The organism is Ruegeria sp. HKCCD7296 (assembly GCF_013110775.1).
GTDB lineage: Bacteria > Pseudomonadota > Alphaproteobacteria > Rhodobacterales > Rhodobacteraceae > Ruegeria.
This window is the reverse complement of the sequence record NZ_WVRF01000005.1, coordinates 1-15,056: the sequence shown is the minus strand read 5'-3', so window position 1 is coordinate 15,056 and position 15,056 is coordinate 1. Positions and strand designations below refer to the sequence as shown.

13 protein-coding genes, 1 tRNA gene and 1 pseudogene are annotated in these 15,056 nt (G+C 56.7%); 6 read left to right on the top strand and 9 right to left on the bottom strand.

All coding sequences use genetic code 11. The features are described 5' to 3' along the window. Positions 1-19: 19 nt before the first annotated feature. Positions 20-1,252 (bottom strand): annotated as a pseudogene (locus GS632_RS08665) (HlyD family secretion protein). Next, complete coding sequence (locus GS632_RS08660) at positions 1,249-1,653, bottom strand: hypothetical protein (protein WP_216599108.1); 405 nt, start codon at positions 1,651-1,653, stop codon at positions 1,249-1,251. The pseudogene GS632_RS08665 and the gene GS632_RS08660 overlap by 4 nt, the downstream one beginning before the upstream one ends. 185 nt (positions 1,654-1,838) lie before the next feature. Between GS632_RS08660 and GS632_RS08655 the strand changes: the two genes are divergently transcribed. The 3 genes from GS632_RS08655 (at position 1,839) to GS632_RS08645 (ending at position 3,967) form a co-directional block, all read left to right on the top strand. After that, positions 1,839-2,912 (top strand): FAD-binding oxidoreductase, encoded by a 1,074-nt coding sequence (locus GS632_RS08655; protein WP_171175606.1) that lies wholly within the window; start codon positions 1,839-1,841, stop codon positions 2,910-2,912. Then, entirely contained in the window at positions 2,909-3,562 is a 654-nt protein-coding gene (locus GS632_RS08650; protein ID WP_171175608.1) for a DUF938 domain-containing protein, read from the top strand. The genes GS632_RS08655 and GS632_RS08650 overlap by 4 nt, the downstream gene beginning before the upstream one ends. Positions 3,563-3,631: 69 nt before the next feature. Beyond that, positions 3,632-3,967, top strand: a complete 336-nt coding sequence (locus tag GS632_RS08645; protein ID WP_171175610.1) for a carboxymuconolactone decarboxylase family protein — start codon at positions 3,632-3,634, stop codon at positions 3,965-3,967. A gap of 34 nt (positions 3,968-4,001) precedes the next feature. Here the strand turns inward: GS632_RS08645 and GS632_RS08640 are convergent, their stop codons facing one another. From GS632_RS08640 to GS632_RS08615, 6 genes are all read right to left on the bottom strand, one after another. Then, positions 4,002-6,509 (bottom strand): FAD-dependent oxidoreductase, encoded by a 2,508-nt coding sequence (locus GS632_RS08640; protein WP_171721760.1) that lies wholly within the window; start codon positions 6,507-6,509, stop codon positions 4,002-4,004. Positions 6,510-6,651: 142 nt separating this feature from the next. After that, a complete protein-coding gene (locus GS632_RS08635; protein ID WP_171175615.1) occupies positions 6,652-6,930 on the bottom strand; it encodes a hypothetical protein in 279 nt (92 codons plus the stop codon). 86 nt (positions 6,931-7,016) lie between these two features. Then, positions 7,017-8,426, bottom strand: a complete 1,410-nt coding sequence (locus tag GS632_RS08630; RefSeq protein ID WP_171237189.1) for an FAD-binding oxidoreductase — start codon at positions 8,424-8,426, stop codon at positions 7,017-7,019. Between the two features lie 91 nt (positions 8,427-8,517). Next, positions 8,518-10,305: a gamma-glutamyltransferase gene (gene ggt / locus GS632_RS08625; protein WP_171175620.1), complete on the bottom strand. Its 1,788-nt coding sequence runs from the start codon at positions 10,303-10,305 to the stop codon at positions 8,518-8,520. 111 nt (positions 10,306-10,416) lie between these two features. Continuing rightward, the gene (locus GS632_RS08620) at positions 10,417-10,800 is read right to left on the bottom strand and encodes a GFA family protein (RefSeq protein ID WP_171175622.1); all 384 of its coding nucleotides are present in this window, start codon (positions 10,798-10,800) and stop codon (positions 10,417-10,419) included. A 20-nt stretch (positions 10,801-10,820) separates the two neighbouring features. After that, a complete protein-coding gene (locus tag GS632_RS08615; RefSeq protein ID WP_171176248.1) occupies positions 10,821-11,807 on the bottom strand; it encodes a D-glycerate dehydrogenase in 987 nt (328 codons plus the stop codon). 198 nt (positions 11,808-12,005) lie between these two features. Here GS632_RS08615 and GS632_RS08610 point away from each other — a divergent pair, with 198 nt between their 5' ends. The 3 genes from GS632_RS08610 (at position 12,006) to GS632_RS08600 (ending at position 13,712) form a co-directional block, all read left to right on the top strand. Continuing rightward, the gene (locus GS632_RS08610; RefSeq protein ID WP_171176250.1) at positions 12,006-12,467 is read left to right on the top strand and encodes an SH3 domain-containing protein; all 462 of its coding nucleotides are present in this window, start codon (positions 12,006-12,008) and stop codon (positions 12,465-12,467) included. 91 nt (positions 12,468-12,558) lie between these two features. Continuing rightward, entirely contained in the window at positions 12,559-13,548 is a 990-nt protein-coding gene (locus tag GS632_RS08605) for an NADPH:quinone reductase (RefSeq protein ID WP_171721761.1), read from the top strand. 89 nt (positions 13,549-13,637) lie between these two features. Further along, positions 13,638-13,712 (top strand) — tRNA-Gln (locus GS632_RS08600). A gap of 211 nt (positions 13,713-13,923) precedes the next feature. Here the strand turns inward: GS632_RS08600 and GS632_RS08595 are convergent. Beyond that, entirely contained in the window at positions 13,924-14,727 is an 804-nt protein-coding gene (locus tag GS632_RS08595; RefSeq protein WP_170738411.1) for a DUF1194 domain-containing protein, read from the bottom strand. Positions 14,728-15,056 lie beyond the last annotated feature (329 nt).

Below are 15,056 nucleotides of genomic sequence, written 5' to 3'. Positions count from 1 at the left end.
TTGGTTCCCCAGGGCCGGATCAGTGCCCGGTCAGCACCAGAGTATTCACCGGCATCAGGATCAATCGCAGGCGCAGACCTGCGGCATGGACCACACCGATCGTGTCGACCACATGCAGGAAGGCGGCCTCCCAAAACCCAAGGTGTTCGTGCTCCAACCGCTCATGGTTGTCCGTGTAGACATTGGCCAGGCAGTTGCTGCCCGGTGGAATGTCATCGGCCATTCCTTTGTATAGCGGCTCCATAAAAACAAGGATCGATCCGGGATTTTTGTTGGTCTGCACATCGCGCAGCTCGTCCGAAGGACGGAGTTGGCCGGAAGGAATGACATCCTGAACTTCGACCACAACCGTCGGGATCACGGTGAACGGCTTTGTCATACAACCCAACTCACCGATCATGCCCGGTTTGATGACTTGGGCAGACAGTTGGCTGAACGCAGCTTGGAACCGGTCATGTCCCGTATGGGACGGCACCAGAATACCAGCGGGTCGCAGCAACGGGCTCACATAGTCACCGACTTGCAAGCTAAACTGTTCAACCCGTCCGGTAACACCGGCGAGGATAACTGTTTTGTCCAGCTCGGTTTGCGCGGCGTCCAGTTGTGCAATCGCGCTGGCCAGTTGGGCTGGGATCAGTTCTTCGATCTGCTGCTCAACGGCTGCACGTTTGGCTTCAGCGGCAACAACCTGCGCCTCTCGCTCGGCGACCAGGTTTTCCAGGCGCTCAATCTCGGCTAGTCTTACAGCACTTGAGCCTTCGTCCCGCAAAGTCGTGTTACGCTCCAAATCCTCAAGCGCCTGCGCAAGAGTTGCTTTGGACCCGGCAATTCAAGCTTCGGCCTCGGCCAAATCGGTTTCCGCCACCTTAAGCGAGGCCTGGACCTGCGCGATCTGTGCATTTGCCGCCTGGACCTGTGCGGTTTGGCTGAAATCTTCGATCCGGAAAATCGGCTGACCCGCTGTGACCAACTGGTTGTTCTGGACGAAAACCTCTGAAACACGCCCGCCCAGCTGCGGCAGGATCGTCACTGTACGGAAATAGGACGCAGCCGTTTTGCTGGCCGGGTGGAAGTAAAACAGCGTGGTAATCACAGTCAGCGCCAGAATGGCACATGTCGTCAGGCCCCAACGCAGTTCGTACCACATGGTAAACAAAGTGATTTCGTGGCCTATACGTTTACCCTGTACAAACCGACGGAACAAATAATCGGGCAGCACCGTAATCAGGGCGCAAAGCATGGTCTCGATCATTTACTTTGCTCCTGCGCTTCGCTTGCTTCTGTAACGGGTGCAGCCGGAGCAACAGCCTCGGGCACGGGGTCCGGTACAGGCGATCGGCCAAGGGACCGAATGGCATCAGCAATGTTCTTGAGTGGTGTGGCAAAGTCCGGGAATTGGAAACCCGCGACCAGAATGGCGGCAACCCAGAAAAGACCGTTATGCGTAAACAGCGCAAGCAGCGCCAAAATACCAACCAATTGAAATTGCGGGTGGTTGTTTTCATGGGCCATTTTTTCCGGCACAGAATGGAGCGTCAGGTACCCGACACCGATCAACACCACCAAGACGACAAAAAAGACGACCATAGCTGAAAACAAGTAGTCGCTTCCGTCAGCTGCGACAACGTAACGGGGAATATGCCCAGTGGCCATTGGATGAAGGTCTGCTGCAGTCACCTTGCCCTCCTTAAAATTTTGATACGTCTTTGACCGGGTTGAAGCGTAAATTCAAGGCTGCTTATAGTCTGGAAACCAAAACGCAAGGCGAATGAAGGGCTTAGGGGGTAATTTGCAAACAATGAGCACCAAACGCATTTTTTCCAGAATGCGTGAACGTCATGATTGATTTCTTGATCATAGGAGGTGGTATCGCCGGTCTCAGCGCTGGTGCGCGCCTGTCGCAGCACGGAACCGTGATGGTGCTCGAGGCCGAGGATGCACTGGGCTACCACGCATCGGGCCGGTCTGCGGCGATGTTTGAAGAAAGCTATGGGCCGCCTTCGGTGGTGGCTCTTAACAAGGCAGGCGCTGCCTTCCTGCACACGCAGAACGGTGGGTATCTGACGCCGCGCGGCCTGATGCTGATCGGCGCACAGGATCAGTCTGACCTGTTTGCCGCCGATCGCCGTGACCTGAACATGACGCACATATCGGTGGATGACGCCATCGCACGCGTTCCGATCCTGAACCCCGACCAGGTGGGCTTTGCGGCCATCAGCGAAGCCGCTTTTGATATCGATACAGATCGTTTGCTGCAGGATTTTGCCCGAACCATTCGGAACAACGGCGGGACGATTTCGACCAGGCACAAAGTCACAGCGATCCGCAAGGACGTGCATTGGATCGTCACCGCGGGTCAGAATTTTGAAGCCCGGAATGTGGTCAACGCCGCCGGGGCGTGGGTTGACCAGATTGCCGATCTTGCGGGCCTTCCCCCAATCGACATTACCCCACGCCGTCGTTCGATGGCACGATTGCCCGCCCCCGGTGGGCATGATGTTTCTGGCTGGCCCATGATGCTGGGTGTCGGGGAAACATGGTACGCCAAACCCGACGCCGGGAAACTGCTTGTGTCCCCGTCCGAAGCCGACCCGGTTCCCCCGCAGGACGCCTATGCCGACGATATGGTACTGGCAGAAGGTCTGGCCCGGTATGAGGCATTGATGACCGAAGCCGTCACGCGGGTCGAAACAAATTGGGCCGGGTTGCGCAGTTTTGCACCGGACGGAACTTTGGTGCTTGGAAGAGACCCACTGGAACCCTCCTTCATCTGGAGCGCAGGTCAGGGTGGCTATGGTTTCCAAACCGCACCTGCGGCGTCTCAATTGCTTTGCGATCTGGTTACAGGAGCTCCTCCTGCCCTTGATGCAAAGAATGTTGCGATGTTGTCCCCAGACAGGTTGAAACGATGATCAAACGCAACCTCCCCTCCTCTGCCAGCGTCGCCAATGTAGCCCAAGATGGCAAACTGGTCGCGCCCGCAGCCACGCGAAACTCCGACGCTTTGTGTGCATTGCTCCGTGATTGGGCTCCGCAACGGGGACAGGCGTTAGAGATCGCCAGCGGGACGGGTCAGCATATCGCGGCTTTTGCAACCCTGCTGCCGGGTCTGACGTGGCAACCTACGGAAATCGATCCTGAACGACGCGCTAGTATCGACGCCTACACGCGCGATTTGCCAAACGTTGAGACCGCCGAAGAACTGGACGCGACCGCCTCGGGGTGGCATGCCCGCTTTCCCGAACGAAACATGATCGTTTTGGTTAACCTGATACACTTAATCAGCTGGCAAGAAACGCGAACGCTCATCACTGAGGCCGCCACGGCGCTCGGGTCCTCTGGTCGATTTGTTTTATACGGACCATTCAAGCGATCAGGCCTGCTTACAAGCGAAGGCGACAAGAGATTTCACGAAGCTCTGATCCAGCAAGACCCGGACATTGGCTACAAAGACGACACAGATATTGTTGCGCTTTTTGAGGATGTCGGCCTGAAGGTTTTGGACACGGTCAACATGCCCGCCAACAACCTTGCATTCATCACATCGCGACCAGCAACCTGATCGAGATCAAAGTCAGATCCCCGCCTCCCGCTTCATATTCCATTTGCGAAATATGAAAAGGCATCAGCAATGGACTGGCAAGAAAAACTCTCGGAAACTCGCAAGAGCCTTCGCAATCTCAACGGGTCAATTCCCGAAACAACGCGCGCCTTCGGATCGCTCGGGAAGGCCGTCAAGGAAGGCGGAACGCTCGACTACAAATCAAAGGAATTTATCGCTTTGGGAATGTCGGTCACACTTAGATGCGAGCCTTGCATCACCCTACACACAGAAGCCCTGATCAAAGCAGGCGCAACAAGAGACGAAGTGTCGGACGTACTGGCTATGGCCATTCAAATGGGTGGCGGGCCAGCCATGATGTACGCCGCAAAGGCGCTGGAGTGTTTCGACGCGCTTTCTGCGTAAAAAAAGGCCCCGGGGTGCCGGGGCCTTTCTTCGATCAACCGTCCTTACGGATGGTTTCGTTTTTCGGGTCGTAGGGGCTGTCGCAGGTGACAACTGCATCCCAAAGTTTGTCCTGCATTTTGACCTTCAGCTTGGTACCCTCGACGGCCAGATCGGGCTTCACATAGCCCATGCCGATGGATTTCTCGAACGCCACCGAGTAACCGCCCGATGTCAGACGGCCCACACGCTCACCTTCCGGGGTGTACAGCGCTTCGCGACCCCACGGGTCAGCATCTTCTGGGCCGTCGATCAGCAGGGTGCAGCACTTAACGCGTACACCGGTCTCTTCCAGCTTGGCCTTGCCGTAGAAGTCCTTGGACAGATCGACAAAGCGCGGCAGGTCAGCTTCCAGCGGGGTCGCATCACGGCCCAGTTCGGTGCCGAAGGCACGGTAGGATTTCTCCTGACGCAGCCAGTTCTGGGCACGTGCGCCGACCAGCTTCATACCGTGTTTCTCACCCGCTTTTTCCAGCAGGTCGAACAGGTAGTTCTGCATTTCGATCGGGTGATGCAGTTCCCAGCCCAGTTCACCTGTATAGGCCACGCGGATCGCGTTGACCGGGCACATGCCCAGTTCGATCTGACGGGCCGACAGCCACGGGAAGCGCTTGTTGGACAGCGCGGTTTCTGGATCGGCGTCCTTGATGACCTCTTTCAGAACGTCGCGGGACTTGGGTCCGGCGATGGCAAAAACGCCCCACTGAGTGGTCACGTCCTGGATTTCGATATACCCGAACTCCTCCATCTTGTCCTCGGCCGCCTTGCGCAGATAGTCGGCGTCGTATTCGGTCCAAGCACCGGCAGAGACGATATAGTAGTTGTTCTCACCATTGCGGACGATGGTGTATTCGGTGCGGGTGGTGCCGTGCGACGTCAGCGCGTAGGTCAGGTTGATGCGACCGACCTTGGGCAGCTTATTGCAAGTGAACCAATCCAGGAACTGGGTCGCGCCGGGGCCTTTGACGACATGTTTGGTGAAAGCCGAAGCGTCGATCAGGCCAACGCCTTCGCGGATCGCCTTGGCTTCTTCGACGGCGTACTGCCACCAGCCACCACGACGGAACGACCGGCTTTCCTTGTCGAAGTTGTCAGACGCATCGACGGGGCCGAAATAGTTCGGACGTTCCCAGCCATTGACCCAGCCGAACTGTGCGCCGCGTGCTTTCTGACGGTCATAGGCCGGAACGGTGCGCAGCGGACGGCAAGCTTCACGCTCTTCGTCGGGGTGGTGCAGGATGTAGACGTGTTCGTAGCACTCTTCGTTCTTGCGCGCCGCAAACTCGGTTGTCATCCAGTTGGACGAATACCGTTTGGGGTCCAGCGAGGCCATGTCGATCTCGGCTTCTCCATCGACCATCATCTGCGCCAGATAATAACCGGTGCCACCAGCAGCGGTGATACCGAAGCTGAAACCCTCGGCCAGCCACATGTTGCGCAGACCCGGAGCCGGGCCAACCAGCGGGTTGCCGTCGGGGGTATAGCAGATCGGGCCGTTGAAATCATCTTTCAGGCCGGAGTCAGCGCAGGAAGGCACCCGTTCTGCCATCGCCATATACTGATCTGCGATACGATCAATGTCCAATGGAAACAGATCGGCACGGAAGCTGTCCGGCACGCCGTATTCGAAGCGCGCTGGTGCCCCGTGCTCGTAGATACCCAGAATCCAGCCCCCGCGCTCTTCGCGCGCGTAGGATTCGTTGTCGGCGTCGCGCACAACGGGGTGCTCGGGGTTGCCGGCTTCACGCCATTTGACCAGCTCGGGGTCTTTGTCCATGACGATGAAGGTATGCTCGACCGGGATTGCAGGCATCTTGATGCCCAGCATCTTGGCGGTGCGCTGCGCATGGTTGCCCGATGCAGTCACAACGTGTTCGGCCGTGATGACGACCTGCTCGTCGGATGGGACAAGGTTGCCGCCCTGTTCGACCATCTTGGTGCAGGTGACTTCCCAATGGGTACCGTTCCAGTGGAAGGCATCAGCCTGCATTTTGCGGACGATATCAACGCCTCGTTGGCGGGCACCTTTGGCCATGGCCTGCGTGACGTCTGCGGGGTTAATATAGCCGTCCTCGGTGTGATAGATCGCACCTTTCAAATCGCCGGTTTCGATCAGCGGCCAGCGGTCTTTGATCTGATCCGGGGTCAACCATTCGTATTTTACGTCGCATGTCTCAGCAGTGGATGCATAGAGCATGTATTCGTCCATACGATCCTGCGTCTGTGCCATGCGCAGGTTGCCGACCACCGCAAAGCCCGCGTTCAGGCCGGTTTCTTCTTCGAGCGTCTTGTAGAAGTCGACCGAATACTTGTGGATGTGGGTCGTCGCGTAAGACATATTAAACAGCGGCAACAGGCCAGCTGCGTGCCATGTCGAGCCCGAGGTCAGCTCGTCCCGTTCGATCAACATCACATCGTCCCAGCCTGCTTTGGCCAGGTGATAGGCAATCGAGGTTCCAATGGCGCCACCGCCAACGACCAGTGCTTTGACTTGGGTTTTCATAACCGGGCGTCTCCCCTTGAATTCAGCTGACACCATATGGCGCAGTTAAGGGGCGACGCGCGACATTCATCCGACCAGTGATGGGAAAAAAACGACCCTAAACCCGAATGCAGGTCCAAGATCGGTCATTCCGCCGCAATGTTCACCCGCTTGAACTGCAGCGTTTACTGGTTCCGACTGTAATGCAGACCAGTTTGCCTCGGTCCTCGTTGGGTTTCTGCGCTGCGGGTTCCTGTGGTTTGGAAACACGGGCTTCTGCCTCATCTACGCTGTCTGCGAGACCAACACGCGATGACACCGAATCCAGATAGCCTTTCATGTTCAGACCGTTTTCCGATGCTTTGGCCTGCTGATGATAGTCCAGCCCCGCGACGGCCAATCCGCAGATTGCCACAAAGCCTGCCAAGTATTTTGCACTCATATCGACCACCTGTTTGCGTTCGGCTTTTAAAAACCAAAACAACTGGACGTTTTGACGGCACAAAACGGACCAGATCAGGAAAATTATTATGGACGACCAGACAGTATCTTGCCGGGGTTCATTATGTTGTCAGGATCCAACGCGGCCTTGATCGCTGCCATATACCGCGTTGCACCCCCTAGTTCTTTTATCAGATAAGGCTGCTTGCCCTGCCCAATGCCGTGTTCACCAGTGCAGGTGCCTTCCATTGAAATGGCCAGATCATTCAACCAGCCAACAAAGGCGTCGGCCTTAGCGACCTCTTCTGTATTTTCCATATCGATCAGCAACAGCGTGTGGAAATTCCCGTCCCCCACATGGCCCACAACCGGAGCAAGCAAGCCAAGTTCGGCTGCCTTTCTTTGGGTCTGGGTCACACATTCGGCCAGACGTGAGATCGGCACACAAACATCCGTAGAGATTCCCTGCGCACCGGGACGCAGTTGTAGACACGCCCAATACATATCATGCCGCGCCTGCCACAGCTTGTTCCTCTCTTCGGTGGTCGATGTGGCGGCAAAGTCTGTACCCCCGAATTCTTCTGCGATCTGGCCAAACGTTTCAGCCTGTTCAACCGCGCCGCTTTCCGAGCCATGAAACTCCAGCAACAAGAGCGGCGTAGCGGGAAGGCTGAGCCCCGAATAGGCATTGGCAGCCTGAACCGAAAGCTCATCCAAAAGTTCGATCCGAGCGACCGGAATGCCATACTGAATGGTCATCATCACAGCACGGCAGGCCGCGTCCACCGTTGGAAACGAGCATCGGGCCGAACTGATGGCTTCGGGGATGCCTTGCAGCCGCAAGGTCAGTTCAGTGATGATCCCAAGCGTGCCTTCTGCTCCGATCAAAAGGCGGGCCAGGTCATACCCCGCTGACGACTTCTTGGCCCGGTGCCCGGTACGGATGATTTGACCGTCCGGCATGACCGCCTCAAGGCTCAGAACATTGTCCTTCATTGTTCCATACCGCACCGCATTGGTGCCCGAGGCGCGGGTAGCGGCCATCCCACCCAGCGAGGCATTGGCCCCGGGGTCTATCGGAAAGAACAGACCCTGATCCCGTAGATGCGTGTTCAGCGCCTCGCGCGTCACGCCTGGTTGTACGACGCAGTCCAGATCTTCGGCATGAACAGCAAGCACGCTGTCCATTTGCATCAGATCGACCGAAATGCCCCCTGCGGGCGCATTCACGTGCCCTTCCAGCGACGTGCCCGTGCCAAAAGGGATCACAGGCACCCGATGCGCGGCACAGGCTTTAACGATGTCTGAAACCTCTTGCGTGTTCTGCGGGAAAACCACGGCATCCGGACTTTGGTTTTCGATCCATGTCGTGGTGTGACCATGCTGTTCGCGGATTGCGGTGCTTGTTTGCAGCCTGTCACCGAAACGTTGTTTGAGAATGCTGATCGCCGTTTCGATGCCTGTTTCATTTCTTGGCAAGACTTTTGCTTGTACCATCGTCATCCTCTCTGCCCCAACGCATGGCTTGCCTTTCAGGACATGACTGAAAGGCTCGCAAACGGTGGCAATCCTCATACATACCCGGGGCTTATTCGCCTAGCGCAATACCTTCGCGGCGCGGGTCCGCTCCGCCGCTTAGCCCTTCACCGATTTCAATGGCATGCAAACCCGATGTCAGGTCACGCGGATTGACCTCAAAACCTTGCAGCACCAGCGCATCCGTGAACCCTTCGGCTGCGGTGCCCGCCTCGACATCGTAGGTTCCGAAACGATTGACCAGATGCGGCAGGGACAGCGCTTGCTGTACGTCCATATCCCAATCGGCCCAGGCGATAATCGATTTCGCGACATAACCGATGATGCGGCTGCCACCTGGCGATCCAATCGCCAGAACCGGTGCACCGTCCTGCATCACAATGGTCGGGCTCATGGACGAACGCGGGCGTTTTCCGGGTTCCAGCCGGTTGGCAATCGGCACACCGTCGCTATGGGTTTTGAACGAGAAATCCGTCAGCTCGTTGTTCAGAAGAAACCCGTTCGTCATCAGACGCGAACCAAAGCCGTTTTCGATGGTCGTTGTCATCGACAGAACGTTGCCATAGCTGTCCACAATCGAGATATGCGAGGTCGAGGGAAGCTCGAGCGAGACATCATCCGCCCAGTTCAGCGCATGGTCGAATTCGGGTTGGCCCGGCGCGGTTTCCGCCAACGCAGCTTCGGTGTTCAACAAAGCCGCACGCTGCGCAAGATAATCCGGATCAACCAACCCCTTTGTCGGCATGGGAACAAAATCACTGTCGGCCATGTAACGACCTCGGTCCGCAAAGGCGAGGCGCGAGGCGTCTCCGATCAGCCGCCAAGCTTCCGCGCTTTCTGGGCCCATTGCTGCCAGATCATAGCTGTTTAGCATCCCCAAAATCTGTCCCACGGTCAGCGCACCAGAGGATGGCGGCCCCATGCCACAGACTTCATACGCGCGGTATGCAGCACAAACCGGTTCGCGTTCGATCACCTGATACAGCGCCAGATCAATGCCGGACAGAACACCCGGATTGCCCGGAGCGTTCCGCACCGTGCGGACAATATCTGCAGCAATCTCACCGCCATAAAACCCTGCGGCCCCGTCGCTGGCCAATACACGCAAGGTATCTGCGTAGGCCGGATTGGTCAGCCGTTGCCCTTGCTGCAAAAGCTCTCCGCCCGGCAGAAAGTAAGCGGCCGTTTCGGGAAAACGCGACAGGCGTTCGGCGTCGTTTTCAACAAGGCTGGCCAAGCGTGGCGAGACCAGGAAACCTTCATCTGCCAACCGGATGCCATCGGCGAACAAGCCGGGCCAGGACGAGCGGCCCCAGCGGCGATGCGCCTCTTCAAGCAGGGCTGGCGTGCCCGGCGTTCCTACGGACAATCCTCCGACGACCGCATCAAAGAATTTCAGCGGTTCGCCCTGTTCATCCTGAAACAGCCTTGGTTTGGCTGCCTGCGGTGCGGTCTCGCGCCCGTCCAGCGTTGTCATCCGACCAGTAGCTGCGTCGTACCAAACCAAGAACGCGCCGCCGCCCAGGCCAGAGGATTGCGGTTCAACCAGACCCAACACAACCTGCACGGCCACCATTGCATCAGCAGCGGACCCGCCTGCGCGCAGTACTTTGGCCCCGGCTTCAACGGCCAGTGGATTGGCGGCGGCCACCATCCAGTTCTCAGATGTAACCGGGACGCCGTCCAACTTGGCTTCAAGCGCAGCGATGACCTCTTCGGTCAGAGCCTGCACCTGCCCTTGTGTGGCGGTTTCGGGCGCAACGGCATCAGCTGCTTCCTGAGCAAAGCCTGGCGCTGAAAAAACAAATGCCGAAAGCAATAAAGCGGAAAAACATCTCATTTGGTCAAATCCTCCAATACTTTATTTATTTTCAGCCTAGTAAGCAATGCAACCGAACTGCAAGAGTTGGCAGCACAAGCGCAGGGTTGCGGCAGAGATTCGCGACAGTAGCTATGCTTCAGCCTCATCCCGATCCTTCTCAAACCGATCCATTCCAATGAATTCGGGCAACCAGCATTCGCGCCGCGACACCCAACATTCATAGGTCGGCGTCAATTGGTTAGGCTCATCGAGGCATCCCAAATGCACCTCAACCTCGGAACCGCTGCGCGCAAACACCGGAGAGCCGCAAGTTGGGCAAAAGAACCGATCTGCATAGCCCTGTGAGGGGCCGGAAATCTTGACCGCACCGCTAGGGAATATTGCTGCGGCATAAAACAAAGCCCCATGATGCTTACGACAGTCCACGCAATGGCAAATCCCAACCCGAAGGGGACGGCCCGAAGCAGAAATGCGCAAACGTCCGCAGCGACATCCCCCTTCAAACAGGTTCATTCAGGCTCCTTTCCGGCGGCTCACAGCATTGAGGGCACAACCTGATCTGGCGGACGGTGGCCATCTTCGAAGGTCTTGATGTTGATGATAACTTTCTCACCCATTTCGATCCGCCCTTCCAGCGTGGCCGATCCCATGTGCGGCAAGAGCACAACATTGGGCAGCTGACGCAGCCGCGGGTTCACATCAGTACCCTGTTCGTAGACGTCCAGCCCTGCCCCTGCGATTTCGCCCGCACGGATCATCCGCGTCAGGGCGTTTTCGTCGACAACTTCACCACGTGACGTGTTTACGATCACGGCTGACGGCTTCATCAGCTTCAGTCGGCGTGCATTCATCAGGTGGAAGGTCGATGGGGTCGATGGGCAGTTGACCGAGATCACATCCATTCGCGCCACCATCTGGTCAAGGCTTTCCCAATAGGTCGCCTCTAACTCCTGCTCGATTTCGGGCCGCAGCCGGCGGCGGTTATGATAATGCACTTGCATTCCAAACGCACTTGCTCGCCGCGCAACGGCCTGTCCAATTCGACCCATACCCAGAATTCCCAAACGCCGCCCCCCGATGCGCCCGCCAAGAAAGGCGGTTGGAGCCCAGCCGGTCCAATCACCCTGCTGCATCACGCTCAACCCTTCGGGAATGCGGCGCGTGACGGCCAGGATCAGGGCCATTGTCATGTCGGCGGTGTCATCAGTCAGCACACCCGGCGTGTTCGAAACCAGAATGCCGCGCTGCCGGGCTGTGGACACATCAATATTATCGACGCCCGCCCCATAATTGGCGATCAGCTTAAGGTTTTCACCTGCCTGCCCCAGCAGGCCGCCGTCGATCGTGTCGGTCACCGTAGGCACAAGCACATCGGCTTCCTGTACCGCGGCCACAAGCTCATCTCTTGTCATGGGCGTGTCGTCATCGCGCAGGCGCACATCGAACAACTCGCTCAACCGGGTTTCAACTGCTTCGGGCAACCGTCGCGTAACGACAACACTCAGACGTTCTCTTGGCACCTCGGCCCTCCCACTGCTTTGCAAACAGACGCGCGCCATGTCATCGTGGCGCAGGATAAGGCGGGGCACAAGAACCCCAGTGGCATTGAGTCGACCTTTTTTCAAAACCGGATCAACAGGCATAAGAGCAGGCAGTCAGTGAGTGGTATTCGACCGGTAAAACGCCAATGTCTGGCGGCGATATCCGTATTTCTGGTCATGTTCAGCTCTTGGGCTGCGCATGCCGAGGACAAGCGCGGATCGGTTACCAACCTTCCCCTGCCCCGCTATGTTTCAATGAAAGCCGCTGAAGGGAACGTTCGGCGCGGGCCGTCGCTGAGCCATCGAATCGATTGGGTATTCAAGCGGCGCGGGATGCCGCTGCAAGTCACGGCTGAATACGGCAACTGGCGCAAAGTTCAGGACCGCGACGGCGCCGGTGGGTGGGTTCACTATGCTTTGTTGTCTGGTGTACGCACGGTGCTGATCGAATCCGACATGCTGCCTGTATATGTGCGCCCCGATCCGGATTCGCCTGTGAACGCACATTTCGAGACTGGCGTCGTGGCCCGCCTTGGCACGTGCTCGCTGGATTGGTGCCGGATCACGGCCGGTGGCTATCGGGGCTGGACGCTGAAATCGAATCTCTGGGGCGTCGATCCAACCGAAATCCGCGAATAAAGCACCTGCCGCTTGTTGCACAGGTCACGAAGCACAAGCGGTTTGAATTCCCCACTCGTTTGCGATGTAACTAGGGCAAACGGAGGACCCTATGCGCGCAGTGACCTATTCCGCTTTCGGAGACGCAGCCGAAGTTCTGAAGCTGAAAGACCTTCCTCCGATACCTCCCGGACCGGGTGAGGTCACCGTTGAGTTGGCGTTTTCGGGCGTCAACCCTTCGGACATCAAGGCCCGGTCTGGGACCCGGCCAGGCGTGACGGAACCTCCTTTTCCGCTGATCATCCCGCACAGTGACGGATCCGGTGTGATCACTGCCGTCGGGGATGGCGTACCCACATCCCGGATCGGTCAGCGCGTGTGGGTCTGGAATGGACAATGGAAGCGCGCATTCGGAACAGCTGCAAGTTACATCACCTTACCCAGCGACCAGGCTGTTGATCTGCCGGACGCGGTGTCGCTTGAGACCGGAGCGATTCTGGGCATCCCCGGACTGACCGCCTGCCACGCCGTGTTTTCGGGTGGGCTATCCAAAAACCAAACAATCCTGATTCATGGCGGGGCTGGCACGGTTGGGTATCTTGCCGTTCAACTGGCAAAATGGGCAGGCGCGCGCGTTATCACAACGGCAAGCCCACGCAACTTTGACAGAGTACACGCAGCAGGCGCGGATGTCGTACTCGATTATGCCAGCCCAGATCTTACGGAACTGATTCTGGACGCAAACGGCGGACAAGCGATCCATCGTATCGTAGATGTCGAATTAGGATCAAACATCGAAACAAACGCCACTGTGGTCGCCGAGAACGGCCGGATAAATGCGTATGGGTCTGCCCAAAACATGGCACCGGTTTTTCCGTTTGGAGCGATGATGTTCAAAGCTGCAACGCTTGAGTCGATCCTGATCTATCTGCTGCCTGCTAACTTGCGCGCTGCCGCTGTTGAAACCCTTCATCGTGCGTTGGTCGAAGGAGCGCTGACCTGCCCGGTCCAGAACGTCTTTGCACTGGAGGACTGCGCTGCTGCTCATGACGTGGTTCAGGGTGGAAATCGCGTAGGGGCCGTCTTGATCAGCACCAAATGAGTGCTCGAAATTATTTTCTGGCGCTCACATTTTTTTGCCAAATAGCTCTTGAACACCGCCAACAACAATCGTAGATAGCCGCTCACCGTTGGGGTGTAGCCAAGTGGTAAGGCAGCGGTTTTTGGTACCGTGTATCGTAGGTTCGAATCCTACCACCCCAGCCACAACTCCCTAAGCTATTGCGAATTAACTATAAGCGTGCAAATTTCACTCGGTTCGTGCAAATCGATGTCAATAAGTTTGTCTACTCACACTGTGTCGATGATCTACCACCATCTGTGCATTTCTATTGAAAGCGCAGAACACTAGTTTTCCTCAGATAATTGCTGCTGGCTTTTTGTATCGAGCCACGGGTGGTTGATGCAAAGGCCGCTTCTAGGGTTCGCTCCAGATTTGTTGGTTCCGTTCCCAGATCTTCTCGCCAATCAGGCAGTCATAGTCTGAGGGTGAGATGTATTGCGCCTTCATAACCTCTCCTATTGCTGGAACTAACCCAATTTCCAGCACCAGTTTTCGTCGTACGGCCTCCGCAAAGCCTTGCCAGTCAAGCACCGGGATTACGAATGAACCAGGCCCGCCCGTAACACAGTTCTGGTAGTAGACATCAAGATCGTCGAGGTGCCACTGACTCCCCATACCTTCACGGGTCATCAGCGGTAACCCATTTATGGTGATCGACTTCGACAATACTGCCTCACGGGCTTGCAAAACCGGGCGACCCTGATTGTTAGGCCCGTCGCCAGAAACGTCGATAACTTTACGCAGACCTTCGAATTTGTTCCCTTCGATCATCGTTGCCCCGAAGATCAGGGCCTCAGAGATTGAAGTGCGGCGCAAGGCGGGATCGAAACGCGTGGTCAGAACACCCGCAAACTCCTCCAGATCAGCGCGCGTTTCTAACAGCATCCAGTCAACAATAACGTCTTGTGTTCCCGCCCACTCGACGTATGTCAAAGCCACCCGTTGCAAAGGGCCCGACTGAACAGCGGCGAAAACTTCATCCGACATCAAGGCTGCGGCGTAACCCTGCCGCTGAATCTCGAGTTCTCGCTCAGTCATCGACCTTGAAACATCGACAAGAAGGGCCAATTCCAGATCGACTTCAATTTTCTCAGACGCGACAGGAGTTGCCGAGAGAGAGGCAATTGCGACAACTGTCAGGAGCAAGTTACGTAGCATCAGTTAACGGATGGCGCGATGTGCTGTTAAGTCAAGCTTCAAGTGGTTGATCAAGTTTTTGTGGACAAAAAACTCTACAATACGACGGCTTGGTTCAATCGTTGAGGATACGAATGTCACTTAAGCGGAGTTACTGGTATCACCCAATTGCGGACCTTCAAATCCGAACTTTGAAAATCCAGCTTGCGCCGCAAAACGAGGGATCAGTGTACCCGTTTGAAACTTCCATACTGCACGCCCCTTTACTCTCACCGGGGTTTTGGACAAAACCGATTTGTCCGCCATCAGCACCCATGGAACAGACTAGGTTGATTGCGTAGCGGAGGATT

What these genes read in the sequence shown, in the direction of transcription:
- GS632_RS08660 (WP_216599108.1), bottom strand. Translation starts at nt 1,653, where the DNA reads ATGGCCACTGGGCATATTCCCCGTTACGTTGTCGCAGCTGACGGAAGC.
- GS632_RS08655 (WP_171175606.1), top strand. Translation starts at nt 1,839, where the DNA reads ATGATTGATTTCTTGATCATAGGAGGTGGTATCGCCGGTCTCAGCGCT.
- GS632_RS08650 (WP_171175608.1), top strand. Translation starts at nt 2,909, where the DNA reads ATGATCAAACGCAACCTCCCCTCCTCTGCCAGCGTCGCCAATGTAGCC.
- GS632_RS08645 (WP_171175610.1), top strand. Translation starts at nt 3,632, where the DNA reads ATGGACTGGCAAGAAAAACTCTCGGAAACTCGCAAGAGCCTTCGCAAT.
- GS632_RS08640 (WP_171721760.1), bottom strand. Translation starts at nt 6,509, where the DNA reads ATGAAAACCCAAGTCAAAGCACTGGTCGTTGGCGGTGGCGCCATTGGA.
- GS632_RS08635 (WP_171175615.1), bottom strand. Translation starts at nt 6,930, where the DNA reads ATGAGTGCAAAATACTTGGCAGGCTTTGTGGCAATCTGCGGATTGGCC.
- GS632_RS08630 (WP_171237189.1), bottom strand. Translation starts at nt 8,426, where the DNA reads ATGGTACAAGCAAAAGTCTTGCCAAGAAATGAAACAGGCATCGAAACG.
- ggt (WP_171175620.1), bottom strand. Translation starts at nt 10,305, where the DNA reads ATGAGATGTTTTTCCGCTTTATTGCTTTCGGCATTTGTTTTTTCAGCG.
- GS632_RS08620 (WP_171175622.1), bottom strand. Translation starts at nt 10,800, where the DNA reads ATGAACCTGTTTGAAGGGGGATGTCGCTGCGGACGTTTGCGCATTTCT.
- GS632_RS08610 (WP_171176250.1), top strand. Translation starts at nt 12,006, where the DNA reads ATGTTCAGCTCTTGGGCTGCGCATGCCGAGGACAAGCGCGGATCGGTT.
- GS632_RS08605 (WP_171721761.1), top strand. Translation starts at nt 12,559, where the DNA reads ATGCGCGCAGTGACCTATTCCGCTTTCGGAGACGCAGCCGAAGTTCTG.
- GS632_RS08595 (WP_170738411.1), bottom strand. Translation starts at nt 14,727, where the DNA reads ATGCTACGTAACTTGCTCCTGACAGTTGTCGCAATTGCCTCTCTCTCG.